The 25,634-nt window shown below is 62.3% G+C and carries 28 protein-coding genes and 3 tRNA genes; 13 read left to right on the top strand and 18 right to left on the bottom strand.

What is annotated here, in order from left to right; genetic code table 11:
- The first annotated feature begins 9 nt into the window (after positions 1 to 9).
- Entirely contained in the window at positions 10 to 450 is a 441-nt protein-coding gene (locus TX80_RS18950; protein ID WP_154658604.1) for a hypothetical protein, read from the top strand.
- Positions 451 to 870: 420 nt separating this feature from the next.
- Here the strand turns inward: TX80_RS18950 and TX80_RS07955 are convergent, their stop codons facing one another.
- Both TX80_RS07955 and TX80_RS07950 read right to left on the bottom strand, forming a co-directional pair.
- Complete coding sequence (locus TX80_RS07955) at positions 871 to 1,281, bottom strand: SWIM zinc finger family protein (protein ID WP_081661564.1); 411 nt, start codon at positions 1,279 to 1,281, stop codon at positions 871 to 873.
- A gap of 29 nt (positions 1,282 to 1,310) precedes the next feature.
- On the bottom strand, positions 1,311 to 1,520 hold the full coding sequence (locus TX80_RS07950; RefSeq protein WP_049922582.1) for a hypothetical protein: 210 nt from the start codon (positions 1,518 to 1,520) through the stop codon (positions 1,311 to 1,313).
- A gap of 213 nt (positions 1,521 to 1,733) precedes the next feature.
- Here TX80_RS07950 and TX80_RS18945 point away from each other — a divergent pair, with 213 nt between their 5' ends.
- The 3 genes from TX80_RS18945 (at position 1,734) to TX80_RS19360 (ending at position 3,235) form a co-directional block, all read left to right on the top strand.
- The gene (locus TX80_RS18945) at positions 1,734 to 1,988 is read left to right on the top strand and encodes a hypothetical protein (RefSeq protein WP_154658603.1); all 255 of its coding nucleotides are present in this window, start codon (positions 1,734 to 1,736) and stop codon (positions 1,986 to 1,988) included.
- Positions 1,989 to 2,247: 259 nt separating this feature from the next.
- On the top strand, positions 2,248 to 2,721 hold the full coding sequence (locus TX80_RS07940; protein ID WP_049922580.1) for an FxLYD domain-containing protein: 474 nt from the start codon (positions 2,248 to 2,250) through the stop codon (positions 2,719 to 2,721).
- A gap of 208 nt (positions 2,722 to 2,929) precedes the next feature.
- On the top strand, positions 2,930 to 3,235 hold the full coding sequence (locus tag TX80_RS19360) for a hypothetical protein (RefSeq protein ID WP_081661502.1): 306 nt from the start codon (positions 2,930 to 2,932) through the stop codon (positions 3,233 to 3,235).
- A 127-nt stretch (positions 3,236 to 3,362) separates the two neighbouring features.
- On the opposite strand, the gene TX80_RS07935 is transcribed toward TX80_RS19360, so the two are convergent.
- The 3 genes from TX80_RS07935 to TX80_RS07925 form a co-directional block, all read right to left on the bottom strand.
- Positions 3,363 to 4,508: a tyrosine-type recombinase/integrase gene (locus TX80_RS07935; protein WP_081661500.1), complete on the bottom strand. Its 1,146-nt coding sequence runs from the start codon at positions 4,506 to 4,508 to the stop codon at positions 3,363 to 3,365.
- A gap of 228 nt (positions 4,509 to 4,736) precedes the next feature.
- A tRNA-Thr gene (locus TX80_RS07930) sits at positions 4,737 to 4,808 on the bottom strand.
- Between the two features lie 87 nt (positions 4,809 to 4,895).
- Complete coding sequence (locus tag TX80_RS07925; RefSeq protein ID WP_049922578.1) at positions 4,896 to 5,741, bottom strand: DUF7114 family protein; 846 nt, start codon at positions 5,739 to 5,741, stop codon at positions 4,896 to 4,898.
- Between the two features lie 60 nt (positions 5,742 to 5,801).
- On the opposite strand from TX80_RS07925, the gene TX80_RS07920 reads away from it, so the two are divergent.
- Together TX80_RS07920 and TX80_RS07915 are read left to right on the top strand one after the other, a co-directional pair.
- A complete protein-coding gene (locus TX80_RS07920) occupies positions 5,802 to 6,512 on the top strand; it encodes an enoyl-CoA hydratase/isomerase family protein (RefSeq protein ID WP_049922577.1) in 711 nt (236 codons plus the stop codon).
- A gap of 64 nt (positions 6,513 to 6,576) precedes the next feature.
- On the top strand, positions 6,577 to 7,110 hold the full coding sequence (locus tag TX80_RS07915; RefSeq protein WP_049922576.1) for a GNAT family N-acetyltransferase: 534 nt from the start codon (positions 6,577 to 6,579) through the stop codon (positions 7,108 to 7,110).
- Between the two features lie 30 nt (positions 7,111 to 7,140).
- Here TX80_RS07915 and TX80_RS07910 read toward each other — a convergent pair whose 3' ends face one another.
- On the bottom strand, positions 7,141 to 7,935 hold the full coding sequence (locus tag TX80_RS07910) for an NAD+ synthase (protein WP_049922575.1): 795 nt from the start codon (positions 7,933 to 7,935) through the stop codon (positions 7,141 to 7,143).
- Between the two features lie 149 nt (positions 7,936 to 8,084).
- Between TX80_RS07910 and TX80_RS07905 the strand changes: the two genes are divergently transcribed.
- Positions 8,085 to 8,155 (top strand) — tRNA-Gly (locus TX80_RS07905).
- A gap of 128 nt (positions 8,156 to 8,283) precedes the next feature.
- On the top strand, positions 8,284 to 9,018 hold the full coding sequence (locus TX80_RS07900; protein ID WP_049922574.1) for a GNAT family N-acetyltransferase: 735 nt from the start codon (positions 8,284 to 8,286) through the stop codon (positions 9,016 to 9,018).
- Between the two features lie 58 nt (positions 9,019 to 9,076).
- Here TX80_RS07900 and TX80_RS07895 read toward each other — a convergent pair whose 3' ends face one another.
- From TX80_RS07895 to TX80_RS07880, 4 genes are all read right to left on the bottom strand, one after another.
- Positions 9,077 to 10,432 carry a hypothetical protein gene (locus TX80_RS07895; RefSeq protein WP_049922573.1) on the bottom strand — a complete coding sequence of 452 codons (1,356 nt, stop codon included), beginning with the start codon at positions 10,430 to 10,432 and terminating at the stop codon, positions 9,077 to 9,079.
- A 91-nt stretch (positions 10,433 to 10,523) separates the two neighbouring features.
- On the bottom strand, positions 10,524 to 10,952 hold the full coding sequence (locus TX80_RS07890) for a universal stress protein (RefSeq protein ID WP_049922572.1): 429 nt from the start codon (positions 10,950 to 10,952) through the stop codon (positions 10,524 to 10,526).
- 72 nt (positions 10,953 to 11,024) lie between these two features.
- The gene (locus TX80_RS07885) at positions 11,025 to 11,387 is read right to left on the bottom strand and encodes a hypothetical protein (RefSeq protein ID WP_049922571.1); all 363 of its coding nucleotides are present in this window, start codon (positions 11,385 to 11,387) and stop codon (positions 11,025 to 11,027) included.
- 15 nt (positions 11,388 to 11,402) lie between these two features.
- Positions 11,403 to 11,642: an amphi-Trp domain-containing protein gene (locus TX80_RS07880; protein ID WP_049922570.1), complete on the bottom strand. Its 240-nt coding sequence runs from the start codon at positions 11,640 to 11,642 to the stop codon at positions 11,403 to 11,405.
- A gap of 149 nt (positions 11,643 to 11,791) precedes the next feature.
- Here TX80_RS07880 and TX80_RS07875 point away from each other — a divergent pair, with 149 nt between their 5' ends.
- Complete coding sequence (locus TX80_RS07875; RefSeq protein WP_049922569.1) at positions 11,792 to 12,628, top strand: NAD(+)/NADH kinase; 837 nt, start codon at positions 11,792 to 11,794, stop codon at positions 12,626 to 12,628.
- A 20-nt stretch (positions 12,629 to 12,648) separates the two neighbouring features.
- Here the strand turns inward: TX80_RS07875 and TX80_RS07870 are convergent, their stop codons facing one another.
- From TX80_RS07870 to TX80_RS07855, 4 genes are all read right to left on the bottom strand, one after another.
- The gene (locus TX80_RS07870) at positions 12,649 to 13,317 is read right to left on the bottom strand and encodes a DsbA family oxidoreductase (RefSeq protein WP_049922568.1); all 669 of its coding nucleotides are present in this window, start codon (positions 13,315 to 13,317) and stop codon (positions 12,649 to 12,651) included.
- A 61-nt stretch (positions 13,318 to 13,378) separates the two neighbouring features.
- Entirely contained in the window at positions 13,379 to 14,194 is an 816-nt protein-coding gene (locus TX80_RS07865; protein WP_049922567.1) for a hypothetical protein, read from the bottom strand.
- A 58-nt stretch (positions 14,195 to 14,252) separates the two neighbouring features.
- On the bottom strand, positions 14,253 to 15,584 hold the full coding sequence (gene trkA / locus TX80_RS07860; protein WP_049922566.1) for a Trk system potassium transporter TrkA: 1,332 nt from the start codon (positions 15,582 to 15,584) through the stop codon (positions 14,253 to 14,255).
- Positions 15,585 to 15,832: 248 nt separating this feature from the next.
- Positions 15,833 to 16,759: a nucleotidyltransferase domain-containing protein gene (locus TX80_RS07855; protein ID WP_049922565.1), complete on the bottom strand. Its 927-nt coding sequence runs from the start codon at positions 16,757 to 16,759 to the stop codon at positions 15,833 to 15,835.
- Positions 16,760 to 17,079: 320 nt separating this feature from the next.
- On the opposite strand from TX80_RS07855, the gene mptA reads away from it, so the two are divergent.
- On the top strand, positions 17,080 to 18,006 hold the full coding sequence (gene mptA, locus TX80_RS07850; protein ID WP_049922564.1) for a GTP cyclohydrolase MptA: 927 nt from the start codon (positions 17,080 to 17,082) through the stop codon (positions 18,004 to 18,006).
- Here the strand turns inward: mptA and TX80_RS07845 are convergent.
- The 3 genes from TX80_RS07845 to TX80_RS07835 all read right to left on the bottom strand — a co-directional run bounded on the left by TX80_RS07845 (position 18,003) and on the right by TX80_RS07835 (position 21,720).
- Complete coding sequence (locus tag TX80_RS07845; RefSeq protein WP_049922563.1) at positions 18,003 to 18,806, bottom strand: TrmB family transcriptional regulator; 804 nt, start codon at positions 18,804 to 18,806, stop codon at positions 18,003 to 18,005. The two genes, mptA and TX80_RS07845, sit on opposite strands and share 4 nt — an antisense overlap.
- Positions 18,807 to 18,892: 86 nt before the next feature.
- The gene (locus TX80_RS07840) at positions 18,893 to 20,551 is read right to left on the bottom strand and encodes a DUF255 domain-containing protein (RefSeq protein WP_049922562.1); all 1,659 of its coding nucleotides are present in this window, start codon (positions 20,549 to 20,551) and stop codon (positions 18,893 to 18,895) included.
- Between the two features lie 167 nt (positions 20,552 to 20,718).
- Positions 20,719 to 21,720, bottom strand: coding sequence for a glycerophosphodiester phosphodiesterase (locus tag TX80_RS07835; protein WP_230198693.1), 1,002 nt, complete (start codon positions 21,718 to 21,720; stop codon positions 20,719 to 20,721).
- A 231-nt stretch (positions 21,721 to 21,951) separates the two neighbouring features.
- On the opposite strand from TX80_RS07835, the gene TX80_RS07830 reads away from it, so the two are divergent.
- The 3 genes from TX80_RS07830 to TX80_RS07820 all read left to right on the top strand — a co-directional run bounded on the left by TX80_RS07830 (position 21,952) and on the right by TX80_RS07820 (position 23,866).
- Positions 21,952 to 22,545 carry an FxsA family protein gene (locus TX80_RS07830; protein ID WP_049922560.1) on the top strand — a complete coding sequence of 198 codons (594 nt, stop codon included), beginning with the start codon at positions 21,952 to 21,954 and terminating at the stop codon, positions 22,543 to 22,545.
- A gap of 68 nt (positions 22,546 to 22,613) precedes the next feature.
- Positions 22,614 to 22,687: transfer RNA gene (locus TX80_RS07825), tRNA-Ile, on the top strand.
- 666 nt (positions 22,688 to 23,353) lie between these two features.
- On the top strand, positions 23,354 to 23,866 hold the full coding sequence (locus TX80_RS07820) for a GNAT family N-acetyltransferase (protein ID WP_049922559.1): 513 nt from the start codon (positions 23,354 to 23,356) through the stop codon (positions 23,864 to 23,866).
- 8 nt (positions 23,867 to 23,874) lie between these two features.
- Here the strand turns inward: TX80_RS07820 and TX80_RS07815 are convergent, their stop codons facing one another.
- Entirely contained in the window at positions 23,875 to 25,575 is a 1,701-nt protein-coding gene (locus TX80_RS07815) for an acyl-CoA mutase large subunit family protein (RefSeq protein WP_049922558.1), read from the bottom strand.
- Between the last annotated feature and the right edge of the window lie 59 nt (positions 25,576 to 25,634).

The raw sequence follows: 25,634 nt of genomic DNA, 5'->3' as shown, positions 1-25,634 counted from the left end.
TACACCTACATGAGTGAAGACTCAAAGAGGCCAGGTAGCGTTGATGTGACATTCTGGTCTATAATCGGCGCTCTCTTTGGAGGATTTATAGGTAGTTTAGCCTCAACTGCATTCGCAGATAGTGCAGTCTCGAATTTTGCTTCAACATTATTTGTATTTCTTACTGGAATTTTCATTGGACTTCTCATGGGGGTCGCGTTTCACGATGGGATAAGAAATACATATTCAGCAAATTGGGCAAGGCGTGCTGAATGGACAGGCAAAGGAGCCATTGCTGCCATTGGTGTCATTATTAGCTGCGTTGGTGTGTTTATTGCTGGTATCTCCTTCCGAGGTTTAGCATCCGATCCGAATGTTGGCATGATACTGGGTGCATTAGTGATTCTATTGGGCGTTCTTATTGCCATAGTTCCATTTGCCGATCATATTGAAATGATTAGCAACAGATAATGCGGCCTGATACTCCTATGCGGGATAGGTACAATTATTCGAGATACTGTTCTCGGCGTATATAGTATCGGCTGGGCGTCGGAATAATGAACTGATTGAAGGTGCGTTACGACTCAATACTGTAACGGACAAAATCCTACCAGTAGTATCAGGGTCGATTCCGATCTACCGTAGTCACACCGACAAGTCGATTACGCCAGACAACCGCTTCAATGACGACTTCATCGGCTCCGTCAGTCGGTAGACCGATACTCGTCTGGCCGCAGTCGGTACACGATACCCGCCGGACGATCCACCCGTCGCCATCGTAGTGCGTGGCGTAGGCGACCGCTTTGTCACCCGTTCGGATTCCTTTGTTGCACGAGTCGCAGGTGGTGCCCGTCTTCTCTCCGTTGAGTGCTTTTGCCGGAGGAAGTTTCGTCATTCGGAATCACCCGGAAGATCGCGCTGACTATCCCGATAGCAGTCGAAGCACGGGAAGTCGTGGTCGTCACACCAGCACTCGTTCTCGTTGGTGTCCTCGGTAGCGAACGAGTCGAGCGTCACACCACCGTCGGCGCGAACGGGCCGCTCCCGGCTGGCCGCTTCGAGGACTGATTCTCGAATAGCGACCGCAATCATGTGCTTGCACGGACCCGACTGATATTCGAAGGCCGGACAGGTGCAATCGCTCGGGATACCGCCCTCGACATGGACAGTATAGGTGTGATCGTCAGCGTCCTCGTGGGAGCCGTTGACTACCTCTACGTTGCCGTCTCCGAGCAGCGCAAACGAGAAGGCTTCCCACTGCGCTCGCTTCTCGACTGCCACGTCGGCATCAAGTACGTCCACCACATTGGTAGGGGAAATCGCCGCCATCGTTATCCCTCGATGTAGGTGACGAACTCGTTCCCGCACTCGGTACAACAGTGGGTGTACGTCACGAAGTCGCTGTAGCCGACCGACTTGCTCGTCTGAATGGCTTCGACACCACAGGCACACGGCGATCCGGAATCCAGATGGAATCCCGGTAGTTCTCGAAGTGTCTGCTGTTCGGTACGCTCTTGACTCTCGGCGTGCGTAGTTGGCATTGGCTTTCGTCTCCCGAAGGCCACCGCTCGCCTGTTCCAGCAGGCGGGCTTTTCGACGCGAATTACGCCCCGAGAAGCGGTTGCCCTCTATTGTATAATAGGGGCTGTAGGATTATTATTGTTGGGAATTATAACTCCATGGACAATGCATAGTGCGTATTCTACTTGTCTCATATCGCCGCTCAATGCCGTTGAGGCGGATCGGGAAATACGATGATCAAGACCACTCGCTTGAACGGCAACCGCACTCACGAGCCACTCACATCGCTCTCCCGGTCGTTGGCGACAAGGACACCTCCGGAAGTTGCGGTAAAAGAGTTCTCTTCCCGGTTTAGGGAACGAACATGGTCAGTCCTCGTCCGGCTCGAGTTCGGCGGCGTCAAGATCACCATCGAGATACTGTTGGCCTTCGTCGGTAAGGACGTACACCCCATTCCCGAGGAAACGAATCAATCCATACCGATCTAATTTCTTCATCCGCTGGTGTAGATGTGTACGGCTGAATCGGACGTATTCGTTTTGTGATAGACTTGTCGGTGTGCCTGACTCTTTCTCCTCAAGCGCCTCAAGAATCCGTTCGTCTGCGATACTCATCCAATCCGCCGATTTTCTCATTATCGGAAACTCGCGCCACTTGTCGTTACATATCACGAATAGTATACTTTAGTTAACTCTGCGTTAACTACAGCAACAATTATAAGCACTCTCTGTTTTGTGTTGAAATGAAATGTTCCGACGGAAGTATCTGGCAAGCATAGGTGCGACCGCTACCATCCTCGCCCTCGCGGGCTGTACCAGCGACGAAAATGATTCAGACGAAGGAACCGCCAACGGAAACAGCGGTGACAGCGATACCAGCGACTCTGGAAACAATAACGGAGACAACAACGGCGGCGACACCAACAACGGAGACAACGGTGACGACAACCAGTCGGACGTAGAGATTCTCGACCACGAGTTCTACGAGGAAGAATTTCAGTCGGGTGTCCGTGGCACTGCTGTCAACAACGCTGACCGGGAACTCTCATACGTCGAAGCGACCGCGACGTTCCTCGACGCCGATGGGACGCAGATCGGTGAAGGACTCGACAACGTGAATGACCTCGCGGCTGGTCGTGAATGGGAGTTCGACTGTATGTACACGAGTCAAGACGCGAGCCGTATCGAAGAGTACGAAGTCGAAGTCTCGGTCGGGTTCTGACTCGAGGATATTCTTTTGACGAAGCACTTCGAGAGATTATTACCGAACAACTTGAATTGAGAATTCCTACAATACCGATTGTAGGACAACAAATGCAGGAAAAAATCTTCAGGAGGTATTGTAATCTCCTACATTTGGGATATTTACGTAACGATTTGCATAAAACGTCAGAATGATTTAACTTTGTGGCCCGCCTCGAAGAATCTGCATGATTCCAGAATATGCGAAGCCCGGTGATACCGTGGTCGAATGTCCCCACTGTGGCTATGAATGGCCCTACAGCGGTAACAACGTGCGTGCCACCTGCCCGTCCTGTGGGTACAAGTGCAAAGTGGCAGAGAATCAGAAAGGAATGGTGCTGTCCTGTGAGGACGAGGTTTTGGTTGATATAGATGAGTACGATCAGACTGTACGGAGGGCGCTTTCACTCGGTCTGAAGCGAGGCGACCGAGATTATCGTGACGGTATCGCTGAAGCCTTCACTACGAAAGATGGTGGTTCTCATGAGTTTTGAAGCGCAGTGTCCGTCCTGTGGAACAGCGGTTGGCGAGTACGATATGGTGTGTTGGAAGTGCGAAGCAACGTTAAGCCCACCGAATAACTCATGAAAACGGGAAATCACGTACCGATCTGACTACCACCTACCAGATTTGCTCTACAGCACTATTCCGCGTCTCTGCATCCGAATGGAGATACTTCATAGTCGTGTTCAGACTCTTGTGGCGCAGTTGCTCTTTTGCGTGGTGAGGACCCACGTGGTTCGCCCAATAGGTCGCCACACCGTGCCGGATAGAGTACCACGAAATCTCCTTATGCTCGGGGATCGGAACGTTCCCACTCTCGATCACCCGATGGAGGAGTGCATTGCAGGACTTGGAACTGTACGATGACGATTTCTGCGTCAGCCACAACTCGTCCCTATCCTCGTACTTGTCCAGCGACGCCCGTTCATCGAGCCATCGCTTCAGAGCCTTCGCAGTTCGACCCTTGATCGCACAGTTCCAATGTGCCTCATTCTTCGTAGACTCGTCCTTGGGGATGTTCAACTCGTTGTCTTCGAGGTTCACCCACGACACCTTTGCCCGCCCAACCTCAATGGGACGTAATCCAGTGTCGAGAGTGACCGCAATCATAGACGGATACTTCCACGAGTTCGCTTCTTTGAACTCCGCCGGACCGACCTTCTCTTTCGGGATACCAAGCCGCTGTGCGACGAAGGCCTTCAGTTGACTACGTTCATCAGGCGAGACGGAGTGGTAACTTTTCACTGACGAGTGTTCGAGCGCCGCTTGATACAGCGGCTCGAACGTACTACGACGAAGGTAGTCTCGTTCGTCTCCGTTGGACTGCGAGAGTTCTACGTCGAGTTCCCACTCGTAATCCGTTCCCCGGACGTGGTTACTGAAGCGGAAGTACCGCTTAATGTCCTTGGCGTGGTGGAGAACGGTCGAGTCGATCATCCCGTCCGACTGGTCGAGGACTCGAACGAACTTGTCTGCGTGGTCGGGCGTGAACTGCGTGGTGTACTGGTTCTCGTACCGCCAGAGCCAGCGGAAGGCCGTTTCGAGTTTGTAGTGGGTGGATTCGAGCGTGGAACGAGCAAGTCCCTCGTGCTTCTCGGGGTTCTTCCCGTAGTTAGCGAGCCACGACAGCAGTTCACGCTTGAAGTCACGGTAGTCGTCTACCATGTTCAGCCCGAACTCTTGCAGGTCGCGCTTCGAGCGCTCGCTAACCAACGGATAATCGAACTCGCAGTCCTCGGGCGCGGGCGGGACCTCCGTGGACATGGTATCACCACTGCCGAGGTTATCGAGTGGGTCAGTCCGGTTCATCGAGAACGCTCACCCCCCGAATCGCCGGACGGCGTAACGTCTGACGTTATGGTGTCCTGACAGCTATACGAATCGCAAGACGGCGACGGGGTTCCCGTGTAGTGAAACGTAACGTTCCTGCGTTTCATTTGTTCTCTCCAAAGAAGGGCGTAAAATGGACGGAGAGGCGCTGAAACGCGCGGAAGCCTAGGCCGGGATTTGAACCCGGGCTCTCGTCCTTACCAAGGACGCGCTTTACCGCTAAGCTACCCAGGCGCGCATTCCTTCGTTGACGCGAGTCGTCTTTATGGGTTTCGATTCGGACCGGGGCATGGGGTGGGTTATCCCGGTTCGGTCGGGCAGTTACGGATCCGTCGCGGACGTCGCCCGATCGGTCGAGGAATCCTCGAGCGACGGATCGGATGCCCCCGGCTCGAGATCGGAGCGGTACTCCTCGGCCGGCGGGAACGACGTGCCGACGGTCTCGGCGAGTTCGTCGGTAAACGCGAGCAGCCGCGAGGATGGGGAGCCGTCGACGGCGGCCGCCCCGGTGCGGACGGCGAGTTCGAGGACGTCCCGCTCGAGGTTGGCGTCGATCGCGGCGGGGTCGGTGCCGGAGCCGGCAGCAGTGGTGGTATCCGGCTCGCCGTCGACGTCCTCGTCGAACGCGACGTCGCTGTTGGTGAGTTCGTGACGACGGGTCTGGTCGCGGCCGAACGCCTGCACGGTACGGACGGCCGTCCCGGCGGCCTCGGTCCGGGCGAGCAGGTAGAACCCCCGGGCGACGAGGATATCGGCGGCGAGGACTTCGAGGTCCGCGTCGCTTGTCGTTTCGGTCCCAGCGGCGTGACGAGTATCGGCGTTGATAGACGCATCGAGGGTCGTATCCGCGTCAGCGGTGGGTTCCTCCTGCGTCCAAGGTTCCTCGCGGGCGAGCGTTCTGGTGAGTCGCAGTCCTTCGTAGATCAACTGGACGCCAGCCGCGTGGGTGACGACGCCGGCGAGTTCGCGGTCGGGATCGTCCCCGGTCGGCTCTTCGAAGGGTCCGGTCGCGTCCGACGCTGCCGTGGTGGCACTCGCGATAGTAAGCGCTCCGGGAAGCATCGACGCGCCGTCGAGAACCGTCTCGACGAGGTCGTGCAACTGCGGTGGTTCGACGTCCGCGACGGCGTCGCAAGCGGCACGCCGACAGTTGTCGGCCGTCTCCATTAGCGGGGGGTTACGACGGGGGAGGCAAAGACCTTTGGAAACGCCGGATCGACTGCGCGCATGATCGACGTGGACGTCGATGCCGATCGATCGATTCGCACCGTTACGATCGACCGCCCCGCAGTCCGGAACGCCCTAACCGTCGACGGCCTCGCGGAACTCGAGACGGCGATCGCCGACGCCGACGAGTCGGTGATCTACCTCCGCGGGAGCGGGCCCGCCTTCTGTGCGGGTGCGGACCTCGAGACCGTCAGCGGTTTCGACGGGGACCGCGAGCGCGCCGAAGCGTTCGCCCGCCGGGGCCAGCGGGTCGCCCGGGCGATCGAGGACGCCCCTGCGGTCGTCGTGGCGGGTATCGACGGTCCGGCACGCGGCGGCGGGCTGGAACTCGCGCTGGCCTGTGACGTTCGTGTGGGGACTCCAGACTCGACCTACGGCGAGCCCGGCGTTACCTTCGGGCTGTTCGGCGCGTGGGGCGGAACCGTTCGGTTGCCCCGGATCGTCGGGGACGGGAACGCCCTCGAGATCGCCCTTTCGGGCCGGACCATCGACGCCGGGGACGCCCTTCGGATGGGACTAATATCTCGCATCGAGGACGACCCGCGAACGGTCGCAGAGGAAATCGCCGCAAACGCCGACGACGCCACGGCCGTGCTGAAACGACGGCTTCGGGACGATCGCGAGCGAGCGACCCAGGAACGACACGAGGCACAGGCGTTCGGGAAACTCGTCGCGGCCCATGCCGACGATATCGACGCCGTGCTCGAGTGAGAGGAATGTGTGTCGATAGCACTGTACAATCAGCTTTTTCGATACTCCGGCGAAACGGGAGGGCATGGCAGACGCGGTGTTTTTGTCCGGCGATCGCGTGGATCTGCGGCCGATCGAGGAGGACGATCTCGAGTTCTTGCGAAACCGGATCAACGATCCCCGGATCTGGCGGGCGATCGGTCGTTCGAGGCCGGTCAACCGCGAGCAGGAACAGGATTTCTTTGAGAACGTCGTCTGCGATGACGACACGGTGAACCTGCTGATCGTGGCCGATTCGACGCCGGTCGGGACGATCGGTTTCAACTCGATCGACTGGGAAGCACGGCGTGCGGAGATCGGCTACTGGGTCGCGCCCGACCACCACAAGCAGGGGTACGGCAGCGACGCCGCCGAGCGGATCGTCGCTTACGGCTTCGATCAGCTCGGACTGCACAAGATCGCCGCCCGAGTGTTCGAGTTCAACGACGCCTCGAGACGGCTCCTCGAGTCGATCGGGTTCACGCAGGAAGGCGTCCACCGCGACGGCGAGTTCATCGACGGCGAGTTTCAGGACGTCTACTGGTACGGACTGCTGGAATCCGAGTGGCGAACCGCATAGTGAGCGACATCGGACCGACGGGCGGCCGTGTTACTCGAGCGGTTCCGGAGCCGGCGGAACGCTCCGTTTGTGTTCGCTGCGTTCGTACATTCCGCGGACGGTCGCGACGGTTTCCTCGTCGATCTCGAGCAGGCGGGCGGTCGCGGCCACCGACAGGGGGCCGTCGACGTGTGCCGCGAGGATCGAGTCGAGCGTCTCGTAGCTGACGCCCAGTTCCTCCTCGTCGGTCTGGTCGGCCCACAGCTCCGCGGTCGCGGTCTTGGCCGCGAGGTCCTCGGGAACGCCGACGTGGCGGGCGAGCTGGCGGACCTGACCCTTGTAGAGGTTGCCGATCGGATGGCAGTCGACGGCCCCGTCGCCGTATTTCGTGAAGTAGCCGACCGCGGCCTCGCTGCGGTTGCCGGTGCCGACGACGAGCCGGTTTTCGTGGTTCGCGACGAGGTAGTTCAGGACGGCCCGGACGCGCGCTCGAGCGTTGCCGACCGCTTCGCGGTCGCCCTCGGCTTCGGGATAGGCCTGAAGCAGCGAGTCGACGATCGGTTCGATCTCGATGACGTCGTAACTGATCTCGAGGTTCTGGGCAACCCGTTCGGCGTCGCTCATGTTGTCGTCGCTGCTGACGTGTGCCGGAAGGACGAGTCCGTGGACGCGCTCGGTACCGAGTGCGTCGACGGTGAGATAGGCGGTGAGCGTGCTATCGATGCCGCCGGAGAGGCCGAGGACGGCACCCTCCGCGCCGGCGGTTTCGACCTGCTCGCGGATGAAGGTCGTGATGTGGTCGCGTCGCCGTGCTAACTCCGCGTCCGAAAACCGGAGGTCGAGCATGGCCGTCCCTACGGGTGGGCCGTCCTAATAGTCTCTCCCTCCGGACGAAACGAAATCCGCGTCGGCGGCCGATTCGCCGGCGGGGTCGACCGAGAGCGCTACGTTGAAGTACAATCGGCGGGTACGTTCGAGACGCGAACGAATCCGGCGCGCCGGTGGTCTAGTGGTAGGACATGAGCTTCCCAAGCTCATAGCCCGGGTTCAATTCCCGGCCGGCGCATGTTTTCACGCGAGTCCCTGTTCGAGCGGTGTCGCTCCGCAGCGTGGACATAACTCAGTTCTGCCGACTTCTGTGGTAGGTGCTAACATCCGCCAATAACTAAATACGTAGTCGGGGAACGGCTAGGTATGCAGGCACTCGAGCAACGCGACTTCGAGACCGACGTTCAGCGACAGGTGTACGACTTCGTCGAGCAAAACGGTGCCGTCGAGCGAACGTGGCTCGAGGAGGAGTTTGCGATCGACGCCGCGGAACTCGAGGAGATCCTGACGAGTCTCGAGGAGAAATCGGTTCTGGAGACCGACGAGGAACTCGTACGGTTGGCCATCGATATCGGCGAGGGGACGACCCACACGACCGACGAGTTCGAGTACACCATTCGGCCGGCCGAACAGAGCGACCTGAAGGGGATCGTGGGCGTGATGCGGCAGGTCGCGGAGGAGAACGACTACCTCGTCGCCGAGACGGTCGTCGACCTGCTGGACCACGAAGAGGTCGTGTTCCGGCACAACGATATCGGATCGCGGATCTTCTTCGTCGCAACCGTCGACGAGGACGTCGTCGGCTGGCTCCACCTCGAAGCGCCGAACTACGAAAAGCTGGCCCATACCGCGGAGTTGACTATGGGGGTCCTCGAGAAGTTCCGGGGCCACGGCATCGGAAGCACGCTCATGGAGCGTGGCCTCCAGTGGGCGACCGAGAACGGATACGAGAAGGTGTACCAGAGCGTCCCCGCGACGAACCAGGACGCGATCAGGTTCCTCGAGGACCACCGTTGGGAGACCGAGGCGATCCGGAAGGCCCACTACAAGATCGACGACTCGTACGTCGCCGAGCAGATGATGGCCGTCATGATCGGATAATCCCCCCGCCGGAGGGGAGCGAACGGCGGGTTCGTTCGTGGCGGCGGCTGCCAGCGACTCAGAGATAGCCCAGCAGCGTTCCGACCAGCACCAGCGTCCACATCGTTACGCCGCCGATGAGGAGTGCATTGAGCCGCGAGTCCCGCGTCGCCCGTCTGGCCGCGCCGGCGGCGATCGATCCGAACGCGATGACGACGAGCATCCGCTGGACGACGACGTCGATCGGCAGGACGTCGACGCCCAGCAGGCTGTAATCGAGCCAGATGGCGATCGCAAGCGAAAGGGATGCGGCAACGGCCGCGTCGAGTCGCCGCTCGAGCCCGTTCGCGATGGCATACGCCGCGACGGGAAGGCCAACGGCGAGACACGGATAGAGCACCGCCGCGATCCCGTGGGCGGACAACGAATCGACCGTCCGGTCGAGTGCGATACCGGCGATTCGAACGCCCAGAACGATCGCGATGACCGTGGCGGCAAGAAGCAAGTGGCGAGCGTCGAGTCGATCGGCCGCCGCGCGAAGGCGGACCCGGTCCGATTCGGTCAGATAGGCCTCGAGCGGCCCACCCAGTACGCGACCGGGATCGCGGTTGCGGCCGGCCGCCAGCCCGACGACGAGTGCGACGGCCGCGAGATCGAGTTTCGTCGCCCATCCGTTCGCGTCGGACGGCCCCTCGTTGCCGAGGTAGATCCGACGGACGTCCTCCCGCGTGTCGACTCCGGGAATCGCCATCAGATCGGATTCGAGCCGCGACTGGGCCTGTTCGACGCCGTCGACGCGGTGACGGAGCGTAAACCAGTCGAAATGTTCCGAGTGGGTCTGCATGATGATCCATCGGTCGTCGGGGTTGGGGCTCTCGTAGGCCCGGATATGATACCGGTAGCCGTAGTACTCCCCGTCCTCGAGTTGGACCGTCTCCGTGGTCCAGTAGGCCGGCTCGTCCGGGCCGGGATCGAGGTAGGCGTGGCGGGTCGCGCCGTCGGCCTGCGACCACGGGATGGCAGTCGGCGAGATCGGTCCCAGCGAAGTCCCGTTCGAGTCGGCCGACTCGTTGGCGTCTCCCTCCGTCGGCGTCTCGTTCGCGGCCGCAGCGGCGAACTCGTCGGTCGAGAAGTGGTCCTGATCCGTTGCCCGCCAGTCGCCGTCGCCGTGTTCGGCCAACAGTTCGACGATCGTGGTGGTGTTGCCCCGGACGATGACGTTGACCGGACTCCGCTTCTCGTGGGCTTTCCGATCGTTGAGATAGGGCCAGAAGCCGCTGTCGCTGTCCTCGAGCGAGACGATTTCGGGGTCCGACTGTGATGCGGTGTCGGGTGCGACCGCGTCGGTCGATGGCGAAAACAACAGTGATGGACCGCCGACGAACAGCAGTGAGATACCCAGCAAAACGAACACGATAACGAGCGAGCGACGCATCAGCACCCTACTAGCGACGGCCCCTATATCAATCTAGGCGATTCTCACGCGAGCCGGGTCGGTCACGGCCGACAACCGTATGGTGCTCGATTCAGACGTCGGGACCGACGGTGAGGACGGGAATCGGAGCGTCCCGGACGACCCGCTGGGAGACGCTCCCGACGACGTTTTGTTCGTACTCGTCGCCGCTCGTTCCCATGACGATCAGGTCGATCCCGTTCGCGTCGGCGTAGTCGACGATACACTCCGCGGGGTGGCCGGTGTCGACTGCCGTCTCGACGTCCAGCCCCTCGTCGGTCGCGCGCGTGGCCGCCTCGTCGGTCGCCTCGAGCGCGTTCGCTCGGAGATCCTCGCGAACGGACTCGACGCGGTCGTCGTCGAGTACGAGGAACGCACGATCGTCGACTACCGAGAAGACGTGTAACGACGCATTTCTCGTCCGTGCGACGTCGATCGCGTGGTCGGCGACGGTCGCCGCGTGGTCGCTTCCGTCCGTGGGAAAGAGGATCGTTTCGTACATCTAGTCGGACCACTCGCGTGGGAGGAAAAAGAACTTCGCTATTCTCCACACGGCCGGGAACTGCCCGTCGGGTCACGCGCCCGGTACGCCCAGCGCCTCGGGCGCGACGAACCCAGCCAGCGCGGCCGCATAGACGATCCCGACGGCGACGACCCAGGCGACGAACCCGATCGCGACGGCGGACCCCCAGCCGCCGGGGTATCGCCAGTTGATGACCCCGACCCAGACGGCGAGCATCAACACGACCCCCACGAGCGGAAGCCACCCGACGAAGTAACTCGAGGCTGCCCAGACGGCGGCACCGATAAGCGCCGTCAAGACGGCATTGAAGAAGCCGGCCTCCGTGTCGAGCACCAGTCGCGCGCCGGTCAGGATCGCGACCGTCCCGATAAGCAGGCTGAAAACGAACACCAGAACGGTATCGATGAGGGCCATTCGAACGACGAGTCGTTAGGGTTTCCAGCTGAGTTCGATCGTAACCGTTTCCCGGTTGCCCCGGAGCATGGTCGAGCGTTCGACGACGTCGACCGAGGTTTCGACCGATTCCGGGGGATGGAGCGTGACGCTTTTGTTACCGACCCTGACATTGATCCCCTCGTCGGCCGCGCCGAATTCGGCCGCGAGTTCCTCGAAGTACGAGGCCAGTTCCTCCCGCGAAAGCGTTTCGTCGGCCGTCGTCCGTTGTGCCATGCGGGCAGATGACGACTCGTCCCGGAAAAGTATGGACAGCGAACGCGGGCGTAGTCAGTAGTTACTCGGCCCGGGAACGGACCGAGACCGCCACCCGCCGCTCCGTTCGAAAGGGAGGTTTTTGACGACGGGACGGGTACTCGTCGACGATGGACGTCGACGTGGGAATCGTCGCCCAGCGCGACAACGAACGCGCACACGAGCTCGCCGACGCGCTCGTCGATGCGCTCGAGCGGGAGTCGGAGTCGGTCGTCGTCGACGAGAGTACCGGCGATGCGATCGACGCCCCGGGCGTTCCAGTCGCCGAGATGGCGACCTGTGACATCGTTGTGAGCATCGGCGGCGACGGGACGCTGTTGTTCGTCGCCCGCGAGGTCGATTCGACGCCGATCCTCGGAGTCAACCTCGGCGAGGTCGGCTTTCTCAACGCCGTCGCGCCCGCGGACGCGATCGAGGTCGTCACAGATGTCGTCGCGCGGCTGCGCAACCGCGAGGCCCTCGAGGAACGGACGCTGTGCCGGCTCCGGGCGACCGGTCTCGAGGGCGAGTGGACGCTCGAGCCGGCGCTCAACGAGGTGGTCGTCCACGGTCCGCGACGCGGCCACGGCGGCGGCGCGACGATCGAGGTCCGGGTCGGCGGACAGCTGTACGCCGAGAGCCACGCCGACGGTGTCCTCGTGGCGACGCCGACCGGGTCGACGGCCTACAACCTGAGCGAGGGCGGACCGGTGGTCCATCCGACGGTCGACGCCCTCGTCGTGACGCAGATGGCCGCGACCGACGCGATGCCGCCGCTCGTTCTCGACCCGGGAGCCGAACTGACACTTTCGATCTCGGGAAGCGACACCGCCTACGCGATCAGCGACGGCCGTAACCGACGCCGGCTCGAGCCGCCCGCGACGGTGTCGGTTTCGCTGGCGGACGACCCCGTCACGCTCGTCGGGCCGGAAGCGAACTTCGTCGCGGGGCTCGAGAAACTCGAGTAACCGCACGCAAGCGGCGGTCGTTACCAACCGGCAGTCGAGGCGCGATCCTCGATCAACCGTTCGAGCCGATCCGGCGATACGGCACCGCGAGCGGCGGTTCCGTCGACCACGAAGGTCGGAACGCCCGTGATCCCTCGCCGCCGCGCGTCGGCAAACCGCGCTTCGAGGTCCTCCTGAAGCGGTTGGCTCTCGATCGCCGACCGGATCTCCGCGTCCGGGAGTCCCGCCCCTTCGGCGAGTTCGGTCACGACCGAGACGTCGCCGATGTCGCGACCGTCCTGCCAGAGGGCCTCGTAGATCGACTCGTCGAACGCCGCCCACCGCTCGGGGAACTCCCGTTTGACGTACCACGACGCGCGCTGCGTGACAAGCGAGTCGACGCCGGTCGCGAGTTCCTGTGCCATCTCGACGTCGTAGCGGTCCTGAAGCCGGCGGACGTTTCGCCTTGCCTGCTCGAAGTACGCGTCGTCTTTCCCGTCGTCGGCGTCGTTATCGATCGATCCGTCCGGGTTCCGTTTGCCCCGTCGAAGGTCGAACGGCTGCCAGTCGATCACCAGTAGTCTCTCGCTGGTGTCGCGATACCGCTCGAGCGACCGGCGACCGAGATAGCAGAACGGACAGACGTAATCCGCATAGAGTTCGAGTCGAACCGCCGGCTCCGATTCCGTTTCCGCGTTCGAGTCGCTCATAGCGCCGGTAGGGATTCGGAACGGAAAAGTCGCCGGCCGCCGGCAGTCGTCTCGAGCCGGTTCAGCGATCGAACCCGCCCGAGTCCGCGTTCCCGTTCGGGCGGTCCTCGTCGGAGGGTGAGTCAGGAACCGACCCGGCCTCGTCCCGTTCGGTCGAGGCCGGCAGGTTGGGGTCCCGGAAGGGGTTGCGGCCGTACGCCGGCAGGTCGTCGTCGAGTTGCGCTTTCAGAACGCGGCGAAGCCGGTTGAGGCTCGTCGTATCGAGCCCGTACTGGGCCGCGAGTCGCTCGAACGTCGGTTCCTCGGTGATATCGTGCGCGCGGTACTTGGCGAAGAGTTCCTCCATTCGGTCGGCCGACAGCTCCTGGGCGTCGATATCGTCGAGCCCGAAGTACGCCTGCCGGTCGACATCGACGACGTGGCGGATCACGACCAGAGCGACCTTCGGGATCGCCCGCTGACTACCGAACTCGGTGAGGTCGATCTCGTCCATAACGCCCAGCGCGAGGTCGCGCTGCCACGGCGTCAACTCGAGGGCGTTACACAGCGCCTGGGTCGTTCGGAGCCGATCGAGGTGGTGGGCGCGTTCGCTGTAGCCGGGGGTCGCCGCGTGTTGTTCGTCGTGAAGGCGGCGAACGCTCTCCGAGAGGTCCGCCTCGGGGGAGTCCGGGCGACCGATGACGGTTGCACTCGGCGTGACGATCCCCCACTGGCGGACCGTCGAATCCCGCTGGACGTCCGCCCGGGAGAGCGACCCGGAGCCGGGACGCGTTTCGAGGCGACGCTCTGGGTCGGGACCGGAACTGAAACCGCCGGCCGCGGCTCCAGCCCGCTCGAGTCCCGTACCGGAACCGGGGTCGGCACCGTCGTCTCTCATCTCGTCTGTCGCTCGGACAGGGAGACGGAAAAAGGCTCGCTCCGCGGGGGGCGGCCGTTCAAATCTTCGCGGCGACCTCGCCGGCGACGGACGCGTCGACGAAGACGATGACCCTATCTCCGGCCTGAATGATCCTGTTACCGCGCGGAATCTGTAACTGATCGTTGCGAACGATCGCACCGATCACGATGTCTGCCGGGAGCTGATCGGTCGCATCCTGCAGGGCCTTCCCGGTGAGCGCGCTCTCCTCGTCGACGACGACTTCGAGCACTTCCGCGCTATCGTGCTCCAGTACGCTGACCTCCTCCGGTCCCGTACCGTAAATCACCCGGAGCGTTTCGCTGACGATACTGTCTTCCGGATGCACGATCACGTCGAGCCCGGTTTCCTCGAACAGTTCGACGACGTCGGGGTCGTCGACGACGGCTGCAGTCCGATCGACGTCGAACTCGGTCGCCAGCTGTGCAAGCAGATAGTTCGTGTCGTCGTCGACCGCCCCGACGGCCAGATCCGCCCCGGAGAGGACGTCCGGATTGAATCCGCCGACGTTCGTCGCATCCGTCTCCGTGACCGACGAACTGCGGAGTCGTGTGGCCAGTCGGTTCGCTTGATCGGGGTCGCGCTCGATGATGGTCGGCGACCACCCTCGAGATTCGAACTGCTGGGCGATCTGATACCCCAGTTCGTCCCCGCCGACGATGACGACGTTCGCGTCGGATTCCAGTGCCGGCTGATCGGAGACGGCCTCCGCAAACTGGCTGATACTGGTAAGACTCCCGATAGCGACGACGCGGTCGCCCTGCCGAATGACCGTTTCGCCCGTCGGGATGATGACCTCGTCGTCACGGAGCACGGCGACGAACGTCGTCGATGCGTATCGATCGGCTTCCGCGACGCTCCGGCCGGTGATCGGGGTGTCCGCCCCGATTTCGAACTCGGCGACCTCGACTTTCCCCCCAGCGAAGGTATCGACCGACAGGGCCCCCGGGAGTGCGATGGTCCGGGCGACCGCTTCGGCGGCGAGTCTGTCGATACAGAGCATCGTGTCGACGCCGAGACCCCCCTCGAGCGATCGCCACGTTTCGAACAAGCCGACTTCCTTGACGCGAGCGATGGTGTAGGGATCGCCGGAGTGTTTGGCCGCGTTACAGACCATCACGTTGGCGGCGTCGCTGTCGGTGCTTGCGACGACGATCTCCGCCCGATCGATGTCCGCCTCGCGCAGCGTGGCGATCGAGCGACCGTCGCCGACGACCCCGGTGACGTCGTATCGAGCGGTGAGGGAATCGATCCGATCCGGGTCCCGATCGACGACCGTAACCTCGTGTGAGTCCTCGAGATCGGAGACGAGGTTCGACCCGACGTCTCCCGCACCAATGACGAGAATCATTTGTATCTTGTCATAACTGAGAAGCGGGAGTGTTGTAAACTTTATCAGTGGCGGAGAGAACGTTCATCCATACTATATAAGCCGCAGGCGATAGCCGTCGCTCGTTCAACCTCGGTTGCGCCGCGAAAAGCCCTTCGTAGCTTTACCTTGTGACGGGAAGCACTTAAGGCCGGTCGGGCCGCGAGCGAACGCCCGACTGCTCGTCGAACGCCGCGCTCCCGTCGGTCCGCAGCCGTCTGCGGCCGGCCTCACCCAACCGCGGCGATCATCGCCTCAATGAACTCGTTTAGCCGCTCGGTATCGGGACCGTTGCGGGCGTGAACCGCCGGATCGATGTCGATCGGCGGGTGTGCGAACTTGCGGTCGACGGAATCGGCGAGGATCGCGTCGCCATCGCCGCGTCGTTTCCGCTCGAGCAACTCCCGTGCGCGTTCGATCCGCGCGTCGTCGAAGACCGCCGGTGCCTGTTCGGTCAGGAAGGACTCGAACTCGAGGGCCGGGAGGTCGTGGTCGCCGCGCTCGCCGGTCGCTTTCAGGTAGCGGGCGGCCATCGCCGCACGGTAGATCGCGAGGGTGCGCTTTACCGTCGGCTTCGTCTGCGTTTCGCGAAACCGTTCGTCGTCGGCCGACACCGTCGTCGTGCCGTCGTCGGTCTCGACGACGTACCCGGCCGGGGTTTCGTCGACGATCGGAAACGTCTCGTCGTCGGTCCGGACCAGATGATGGGAGACGTACTTCCGGTAGTTACTCGATGCGATCCCGCGCCACGTGTGATAGAGATCGATCGGGTTGTAGGTTCGCTGGACGTACGCGGCGAGATCGTCGAGGTCGTACGCGAGTCGATAGCGGATGGGACTGCGAAGCATGTCGATCGCACCCTCGTTCGACGCCGCGAGCAGACTCGCGAACTTGCGGACGTCCCAGCCGAGGAACTCGAACTCGCCGCGATCGGTGACGATCGTCTCCGGCGGCCCCTCGAGGTGGGCATACCGGCGGAGATCGGCGGGGACGAAGACGAACCCGACGTCGTAATCGCTGTCGGGACTCGCCGCGCCCCACGCGTGGCTGCCGCGTGCGACCGCGAAAACGACCTCGACGTCGTGGGTCGCCGCGAGGGAGTCGAGCGCATCGTCGACGGCCTCGAAGGCGCTATCCGGGAGGGAGACAGCGGTCATGCGGAAAAGAACACGGACGAATTTCCCTTCGTAGCTTCACCTTGTGACCAGAGCTACTTAAACGACGATCGGTGGGGCACGCCGTCGAGGGCAACGCGAAAGCGCCGCGGCTACCGAACGAGCAACCTCGAGAACGAGCGTCGTCCCGTCATAGCTCTACCTTGTGACCAGAGCCACTTAAAGAACGTCGCGGTGGACGGAAAGCGGTGAGACGGGACCGGAGTCCCGATCGCGTTCGTTCCGGGCCGTCGACGGGTGGTATCGAGGACCGAATTGTGGGTTCCGAAAGGCATAATCGGTCGCTGTACCGAATGCGGGCAATGAGTCACCAGCTTCCGGACGTGCAGGCAACGTCGCCCGACGTCACCGTCGGCCTGAGTCAGGTCGGCGTCACCGGCGTCGAAAAACTCGTCAAGATCGCGCGCGAGGACAAGCGACCGATCGTTCTCACCGCCGAGTTCGAGGTCTTCGTCGATCTCCCCGCCTGGCGAAAGGGCGCGGACATGAGCCGCAACATGGAGGTCATCGACGAAATCCTCGAGGACGCGACCCGCGAGGAGGCCTACCGCGTCGAGGAGGTCTGTGGCGACGCCGCCGAGCGACTCCTCGAGAAACACGACTACACCTCGAAGGCGGAGGTGTCCATGGAGGCGGAGTTCATGCGGCGCGAACAGACGCCGGCGAGCGACCGCGAAACCCAACACACCGTCGACATCGTCGCCTCCGCAACCGCGACGGACGAGGGCACCCGCGAGGAGATCGGCGCGAAGGTCACGGGGATGACGGTCTGTCCCTGCTCGCAGGGCATGTCCGCCGCGCGCGCAAAACAGACGCTCGAGGACCTCGGCGTCGAAGGGGAAACGATCGAGACGTTCCTCGAGGAGGTCCCGCAGCCGGGACACTCCCAGCGTGGACATGCCACGCTGACCGTCGAGTCAAGCGGCGATCCCGCGGTCGATCTCAACGATATCATCGACGTGGCCAGAGACTCGATGAGCGCACGGATCTACAACCTCGCGAAGCGGCCCGACGAGGATCACATGACCTACGAGGCCCACGCGGACGCGAAGTTCGTCGAGGACTGCGTCCGGTCGATGGCCGAGGGCGTCGTCGAGGAGTTCGATCACCTGCCGGACGACGCAGTGATCACGATGAGCCAGTCGAACGACGAGTCGATCCACCAGCACAACGCCCACGCCGAACGCGTCGTCGAGATGGCGACGCTGCGGGAAGAAATCAGTAGCTAGAACGTAAGCGGATCGGCCGCTTCCCACCGCGGGACGAACTCCTCGTGGACGTTCGCGGCGAACTCCGGATCCTTGAGGTCGATCATTCCGAACGCGTCGCCCGACGACAGCGGGTTCGGGACCTGAATACAGACCTCGACGCTGTCGATGACGTTGAACGAACCGGTGACGTCGTCGTTCGTTCGGACGTCGAAGTCGTCGCGGGCCTGAAGCGTCTCCCGGTAGCGTTTTCCGACGTTCTCGGAGAGGGACGCGACCAGTTCGCGCGTCATCAACACGTTGACGGAGACGCCGCGGTCGAGGGCGTGTTCGAGCTGTGCGAGCACGTCCTCGCCGGCGGTCTGCATGTCCCGCTGGGGAACCGGGTTCGCCGCGATCATCACGATGTCCTGATCGGCGGCCGCGAGCCGTTCTAACAGGAGATCCTTCGTCTCATCCGGGCCGACGGCGGCGGTCCAGAACTGCTCTTCGACGGGGTCGGCCGCGTCGAGTTCGTTGGAGAGTTCGTCGACGATCGACTCGTACTGTTCGGCTTTCTCCTCGAGTTCGCGTTTCTTGTCGTCGAGCAGCCGATCCAGCGCGGTCGACGGTTCGACGGCGACGTACTTCTTCGGACGGCTCGCGGTCTGGGTGCGGACGAGGTTGTACTGCTCGATGCTGTTGAGCACGTCGTAGATCCGCCCCATCGGCACGTCGCTGGCGCGCGACAACTCTTTGGCCGTTGTCGGGCCGGTATTGAGGAGTGCCCGATAGGCTCGAGCTTCGTATTCGGAGAGGCCGAGATCCCTGAGACTGGCCATATGCGGAGCAACCCACCGGAGAAACATAAACACTGTGGTTGTTTGACAAACGCCGATTTCGAAATCGGAGTGTGCGGACCCTGAGATCACTCCAGAACGGAGCCGACGCGTTCGCTCAACTGCTCCGGAGTTTCGGCCCGGTCGGACGTTCGCTCACCCAGCTCGACCCGCGCCGTTCCCGACGGGAGATCGGCGGTCGAATCCGGGACGACGATTTTCTCGTGGTCCGCGAGCCGTACCGCAGCGCGGTGGAGTTCCGACCCGGGTTCGTCACCGACGAAGATCACGAGCGGTCCCTCGAGCAGCCGGGACGTAACCGTCGCGTACCGGGCGATCTGGACGCCGAACCGATCGCTCGCGCCCGCGAAGTCCTCGAGCGTCTCCCGGGCGATATCGCGGTAGCGCTCGTCGCCGGTGAGAACGGCGAGGTCGACGAGTGCGTCGGCGAACGAGACGTTTGCGTCCAGCGGTCGAAGCGGCCGATCGAGCAAGCCGGCCCCCACAGCCGGCCCGTCGTGGAACGAGTCCCCGTCGCGGAGCCGGTCGATCGTCGCGTCGGCAACCGCGGTTGCATCGGCGAGAGCGCCCGTCTCGAGGGTGGTTGCGGCCGTCGTCAGGGCAGCCAGCGCCCGTGCTTGATTCGTGAGGAGACACGCCGGATCGTCCACATCCACATCGGCGCGCTCGATCGTGGCGGGGTGTGCGTGAGCCACGACGCCGTCCTCGATCAGGTCCTCGCGAAGCGTCGCGAGGGCACGCTCGGCGTACCGACGGGCGCGGTCGTCGTCGGTGTAGGCGGCGTAGGTCAACAACCCCTCGATCGCCAGCGCGTTCGGGCCGGCGAAAACTCTCTCGTCGACCGGCGGCTCCGGGGCCGCTGTACGGTCGGTCGCGTCGAGGCTGTAGGCATCCGGCTCCCCGGGGGCCTGACTGTTCGCGAAGGCGTCGACATCGCCGTTCCACAGCGTCGTCGTGAGGAATTCGATCGTCCGTTCGGCAGGCTCGCGATACTCGTCGTCGCCCGTGTGCAGGTAGGCGTTCGCGAACGCACGCACGAGCGCCCCGTTCGAGTCCAGTAGCTTCTCGCGTTGCAGTCCCGCCCAGTCGCGGTCGGTCGCAAACCGGAAAAACCCGCCATCGTACTCGTCCAGCAGGTTCGCACTCACCGCGTCGAACGACCGCAGCGCCATCTCCCGGTCGCGCTTGAGCGTGAACTCGAGCGCGTCGGGCAACGGGAACTTCGGGCTGTCACCCCATCCGCCCGCGACCTCGTCGTAGGTCTCGGTCAGTTGGCCGAGCATCGAGGCTTCGATGTCGCCGGTGAGGTCGCCGGCGGGTGGATTATCCTCCCGGAGCGGGCGCGGGATACGGGCAGCACCGCTGCCTTTCGTCTCCCACATCGTCCGGACGCTGTCGAGCACCTGACGCATCCCGTCGGGGCCGAGATACCCCGCGCCGGTCAAAACGTTGCCGTCGGGGGCGAGAAAGACCGTCGACGGAAAGCCACCCATGTTGTATCGATCACGTACGCGCGGGCGACGGTCGACGTCGACCCGGACCGGGACGAAACTGTCGTTGATGTTCGCCGCGATCCGTGGCTCCCCGTAGGTCGCTTCGTCCATCTCGTGACAGTGGTCACACCACGTCGCGGTAAGCGAGAGCAACACGGGGATCTCGTCTCGCTCGGCCGCGTCGAAGGCGTCCTGACCCCATTCGCGCCACTCGACCCGCGTGACGTCATCCATACTCGGTTCGAGGGTCGGTATCGGGGTAAGGGCTTCGTTCGCCACGTACGACCGCTCGAGACGGCGCTTGCCGGTAGCTGTCTCGCGTCGTTTGGCGACAGTCGTCCGCGTCGAATCGGGCTCAGTTCCCGATCAAAAATGCGTTGGCTCGATAGTCGGCGGTCGTCCTACAGCGCGCCCCAGCGAACGATGCCCGGATAGTCGAGGAAGAGCCCGTCGACGCCGGCGTCGATGAGTTCTTCGACTTCGTGCCAGGTTTCGACCGTATAGGCGTTGACCGGGAGGTCGCGATCGTGTGCTTCGGCGACGAGGTCGACGTCGGTTTCGTCGGCGTACATTTCCGCGTCGAACATCGATGTTCCCTGAATCATGCCCGTCGACGGGTTGAGTGCGGCGAGGTCGTACTTGTCGGCCATGTCGAGGCCTTCCCGGATGGAGTACCACATCAGGAACCCGACCGGGAAGTCGTGGTCGATGTCGTTCTCGAGCGCCCAGATGGCACCCTCCCAGAACGTCGACAGCAGGATCTCGTTGTTGTACTCGGCCGCGATGTCGACCATCGTCTGGAGCCACTGCCACTGCTCGAGTTCCTCCTCGGGATGGTCGTAGTCGTGTGGGTCGTCACGGTCGTAGTACTTCGGATCCGTCGCGCCCCACGCCCAGTCGAGTTCCTCGGCTGCGACCTTGATCTCGATGTTCACACCGACGCTGTTCGGGATCGCGTCCAGCGCCTCCTCGAGCGACGGTATCGTCTCCCCGCTCTCGAGAACTTCCGCCGAGAAGACCTCCTCGGAGGGTAGGTCGTAGATCTTGCCCTCGGTGTCGGTCTCTCCGCCCAGTTCGCGGTTGTGGAAGATCGCGATGTCGCCGTCGGCGGTCGGGTAGACGTCGAGTTCGATCCAGTCCGCACCACGGTTTGCAGCACGGTCGTTGGAGCCGCCTTTCGCCGCGAGTTCGAACGCTCCGACGGTGTTTTCGGGATACGCACCCGCGAAACCTCGGTGGGCGATGACCGTTGCCCGATCGTTACGCGAACCGCGTCCGTTGTTCTTCGTGGCTCGTTTCCCCTTCTTCGCACCGGCCGACGATGTGACTGCACTGCCGGCCACTGCCGCGCCCGTCCCGACCATGAACCGCCGTCGGTTGAGCATGCTTGCATTCGATTGCATTGCACTAGTACAAGACGCTAGACGAGATATATAATTTACTACGACATTCAATAATTCCATTAGTTTAATAAAAGTGATGGTGATCCGAGTACCACAATGACGTCATCGTTCGTGATAGTACGACAGATCGAACGAAACAGGGCGTCAAAACACACGGAACGAACGACATCCTGAACCCGGCGCTCGCAACGAGAGTAAAGGGTTTTGATCCTCCGCCGGCTATATCGGGGTATGCTCCGGTGGCTCTTCGCGTTATTGCTCATCCCCTTCCTCGATGCGGTGATCCTCGCAATCGTTGTCAGTCAGACCAGCTACATCGGATGGGCGGGGATGGTGCTGCTCGTCGTCCTGACCGGACTCATCGGCATGTTGCTCGTCCGTGCTGAGGGGAGACGAACCATCCGGAAGATGCAACGAACCCTCACCAGAGGGGAACCGCCGACGAACGAGCTGCTCGACGGCGGACTGCTCATCGCCTCCGGAGCCTTCCTGCTGACGCCCGGACTGGTAACCGACCTGCTCGGGTTCCTGCTCGTGGTCCCGCTCACGCGGATCCCCATCCGGATGGCGCTCAAACGATACGTGATCGTCCCCTACGCCGACAAGAAAACCGATGGCTTCGTGAGCGGCACCGTCTGGACCTACGGCTTCCCGGACGGAGAACGACGCGACGGGTCGACCACCGGCACCGAATCGACCGACGGCGGAACGTACGATCTCGGCACGGACGCCTACACCGTCGATACCGGCGACGAGGAGTCCTACCGAATCGATTTCGAATCCGACGACACGGACGACGACTCCGACGACACGTTCACGCGGTAGCGGTTCGCACGGCCCCGATGGAAAGAAACGCTTAAACATCCCACCGAGCAACTATTGAGTGCGGACGCGGGCCAATAGCTCAATTAGGTTGAGCGCCACTCTGATAAGGTGGAGGCTCTCGGTTCAAATCCGAGTTGGCCCACTTCTCTCGAGGGAGTAACCCGGTACTGCCCAGAGGAGTACCAACGTCGGTCGCTGCCGTTCGAATCCCCTCATTCACTTCTCCCGACGACTCCGGCCGAACAGCCGACGGCTCACGCTGATCGCGTGTGTGCGACGAGCCGCTCCGACGCAAGCGTTCGAAGGGAGAGTCCGGACGTGATTGAGGAGTACTCTAACAAACACCTCTTTTCGTAGTAGTACTTTGAACTTCGATATATAGATAGAATTAGACATGGGTGGACCGGTCGAGCGATCGGAGACGTACCGCATTTCTCGAGCGTTACAGACGGTTAGCGGCAGTAAGGCGGATTCGCGTATAGATATCTGAAAGTTACAACCATAACTGCATATTTCTGTCGACTACCTCCATTTTATACCACTATTCCCACAATATTTCCGAGATAGCCTTCGATCCCTAATCCAATCGCGCAGACACCCACTATATAGTCGGCTAGGATATTCGCTTTCCATAGCTACAAAATATCTGATTATTCTTCATTCCCATATTGAGTTCAACCACACTAGGTATTAGTTTGTCCCCATATATTATCCTATAATAGGCGGTGAGGGCATGACCGCGCGTTCGTCACCGGTCGACACTCGACGGCGGAGAAAACACTAATTCCGTCTGTGGTGTTGGTTGCACATGGCGATCCGCGAAGCGACGGTCGACGACATCGAGGCGATCCAGAACGTCGCACAGCAGTCGTGGACGACCGACTATCCCGAGTTTCTGAGCCGCGACTCGATCCGGGACGGACTCGACGAGTGGTACGCCGAAGACCGCCTCCGTGACGCCATCGCCTGGACGCGAGCGCTCGTGCTCGTCGCCGAACGGGACGGCGGGGTCGTCGGGTTCGCACACGCGACCTGGAACGTCGATGCGACCGACGGGACGATCCTTCGCGTGTACGTCGCTCCGGACCACCGTACCGACGGGTTCGGAACGCGGCTGCTCGAGGAGACGTGTCGCATCCTCTTCGAGCAGGGAGTCGATCGGATCGAGGCGATGGTCCTCGACGCGAACGAACTCGGCAAGCGCTTCTACCGGGAGTTCGGCTTCGAGAAAGCCGGAACCGAACCCGTTCCGGTCGGGGAGGACATCTCGCAGGAGTGTACGTTCGTCCTCGAGCGAGAGACCGCTTCCGACGCCGCGTGATCGGCGTCTCAGACGGGCGTCAGTTCCTCCTGGTAGGAGCCGTAGTGGTCCTCGAACACCTGCATGATCTCGCCCATCGTCGCGTACGCTTTCACCGCGTCGACGATGGACGGCATCACGTTCTCGTCGGTTTCGATGGCCTCCGAGAGGGCCTCGAGCGTCGCGTCGACGGCCTCGTCGTCGCGTTCGTCCTTGACGTGCTCGAGCCGCTCGAGTTGGCGCTCGCGCGTCGTGCCGTCGATCTGGAGGATTTCCGGGGAGGTATCCTCCTCGATCGTGTACTCGTTGACCCCGACGACGACTTCCTCGCCGCGCTCGACGCGTTGCTGATACTCGTAGCTGGCTTCGCCGATCTCCCGGTGGTAGTAGCCCTGATCGATGCCCGCGAGAACGCCGTCGCGAACCGAGCCGTCGCCGAGGGCTTTGATCTCCTCGATGTAGTCCATGATCTCCGCTTCCATCTCGTTGGTAAGCGCCTCGATCGCGAAACTGCCGCCCATCGGATCGACGATATCGGCCGCGCCGGACTCCTCGGCGATGATCTGCTGGGTCCGCAAAGCGACGCGCACTGCCTTTTCGCTGGGGAGGGCAAGCGCCTCGTCGAAACTGTTCGTATGGAGTGACTGGGTCCCCCCGAGAACGCCCGCGAGCGCCTGAATGGTAACCCGGACGATGTTGTTGAGCGGTTGCTGGGCGGTCAGGGACTGGCCCGCCGTCTGTGTGTGGAACTTCAGCCGTCTGGACTCGGGTTTCGACGCCCCGTACCACTCCTCCATGACCCGGGCATAGACGCGACGCGACGCGCGGAACTTCGCGATTTCCTCGAAGATCGAGTTGTGGGAGTTGAAGAAAAACGAGAGCAACGGTGCGAACTCGTCGACCTCGAGCCCGCGGTCGAGACAGTCCTCGACGTAAGCGAAGCCGTCGGCCAGCGTGAACGCGGCCTCCTGTGCTGCGGTCGAGCCGGCCTCGCGGATGTGATAGCCCGAGATCGAGATGGGGTGGAACTTCGGCGTCTCCTCGACGGCGAACTCGATCGTGTCGGTGACGATCTCGAGGGAAGGACGGGGCGGAACGACCCACTCCTTCTGAGCGATGAACTCCTTGAGCATGTCGTTCTGGAGGGTGCCCCTGATCTCCTCGCGGGGAACGCCCTGCTGGTCGGCCAGCGCGATGTACATCGCGTAGATGACCGCTGCCGAGGGGTTGATCGTAAACGAGGTCGAGACCTCGCCGATATCGATCCCGTCGAACAGGATCTCCATATCCCGCAAGGTGTCGACGGCGACGCCTTCCTTCCCGACTTCACCCTCGCTCATCGGGTGATCCGAGTCGATCCCCATCAGCGACGGCATGTCGAACGCCGTCGACAGCCCCGTTTGGCCCTGATCGATGAGATAGTGGAACCGCTCGTTCGTCTCCTCGGCGGTGCCAAATCCGGCGAACTGGCGCATCGTCCACGTGCGACCGCGGTACATCGTCGGATATGGGCCCCGCGTGTACGGCGGCTCGCCGGGAAACCCGAGATCAGTCTCCAAATCGAGGTCGGCAATATCCTCGGGGGTGTACAGCCGATCGACCTCGTGGTTCGACACCGTGGCGAACCGGTCCTTGCGCTCGCCGTGGCGCTCGAGTACCGGCTCGAGGGTGTCGGATTCCCATCGGTCGCGTTGCTCGCGGATCCGATCGATCTCGTCTGGGTCAAACATTGGTATGACTATGAGTGCCAAGAATCTAAAGTGTTGTTGTTACCGGACACGGAGCCGGA

Origin of the sequence: Halopiger djelfimassiliensis (assembly GCF_000455365.1) — an archaeon.
Classification (GTDB): Archaea; Halobacteriota; Halobacteria; order Halobacteriales; family Natrialbaceae; genus Halopiger_B; species Halopiger_B djelfimassiliensis.
Note: the sequence above shows the minus strand (reverse complement) of the source record. Positions and strands in the feature narration are given on the sequence as shown.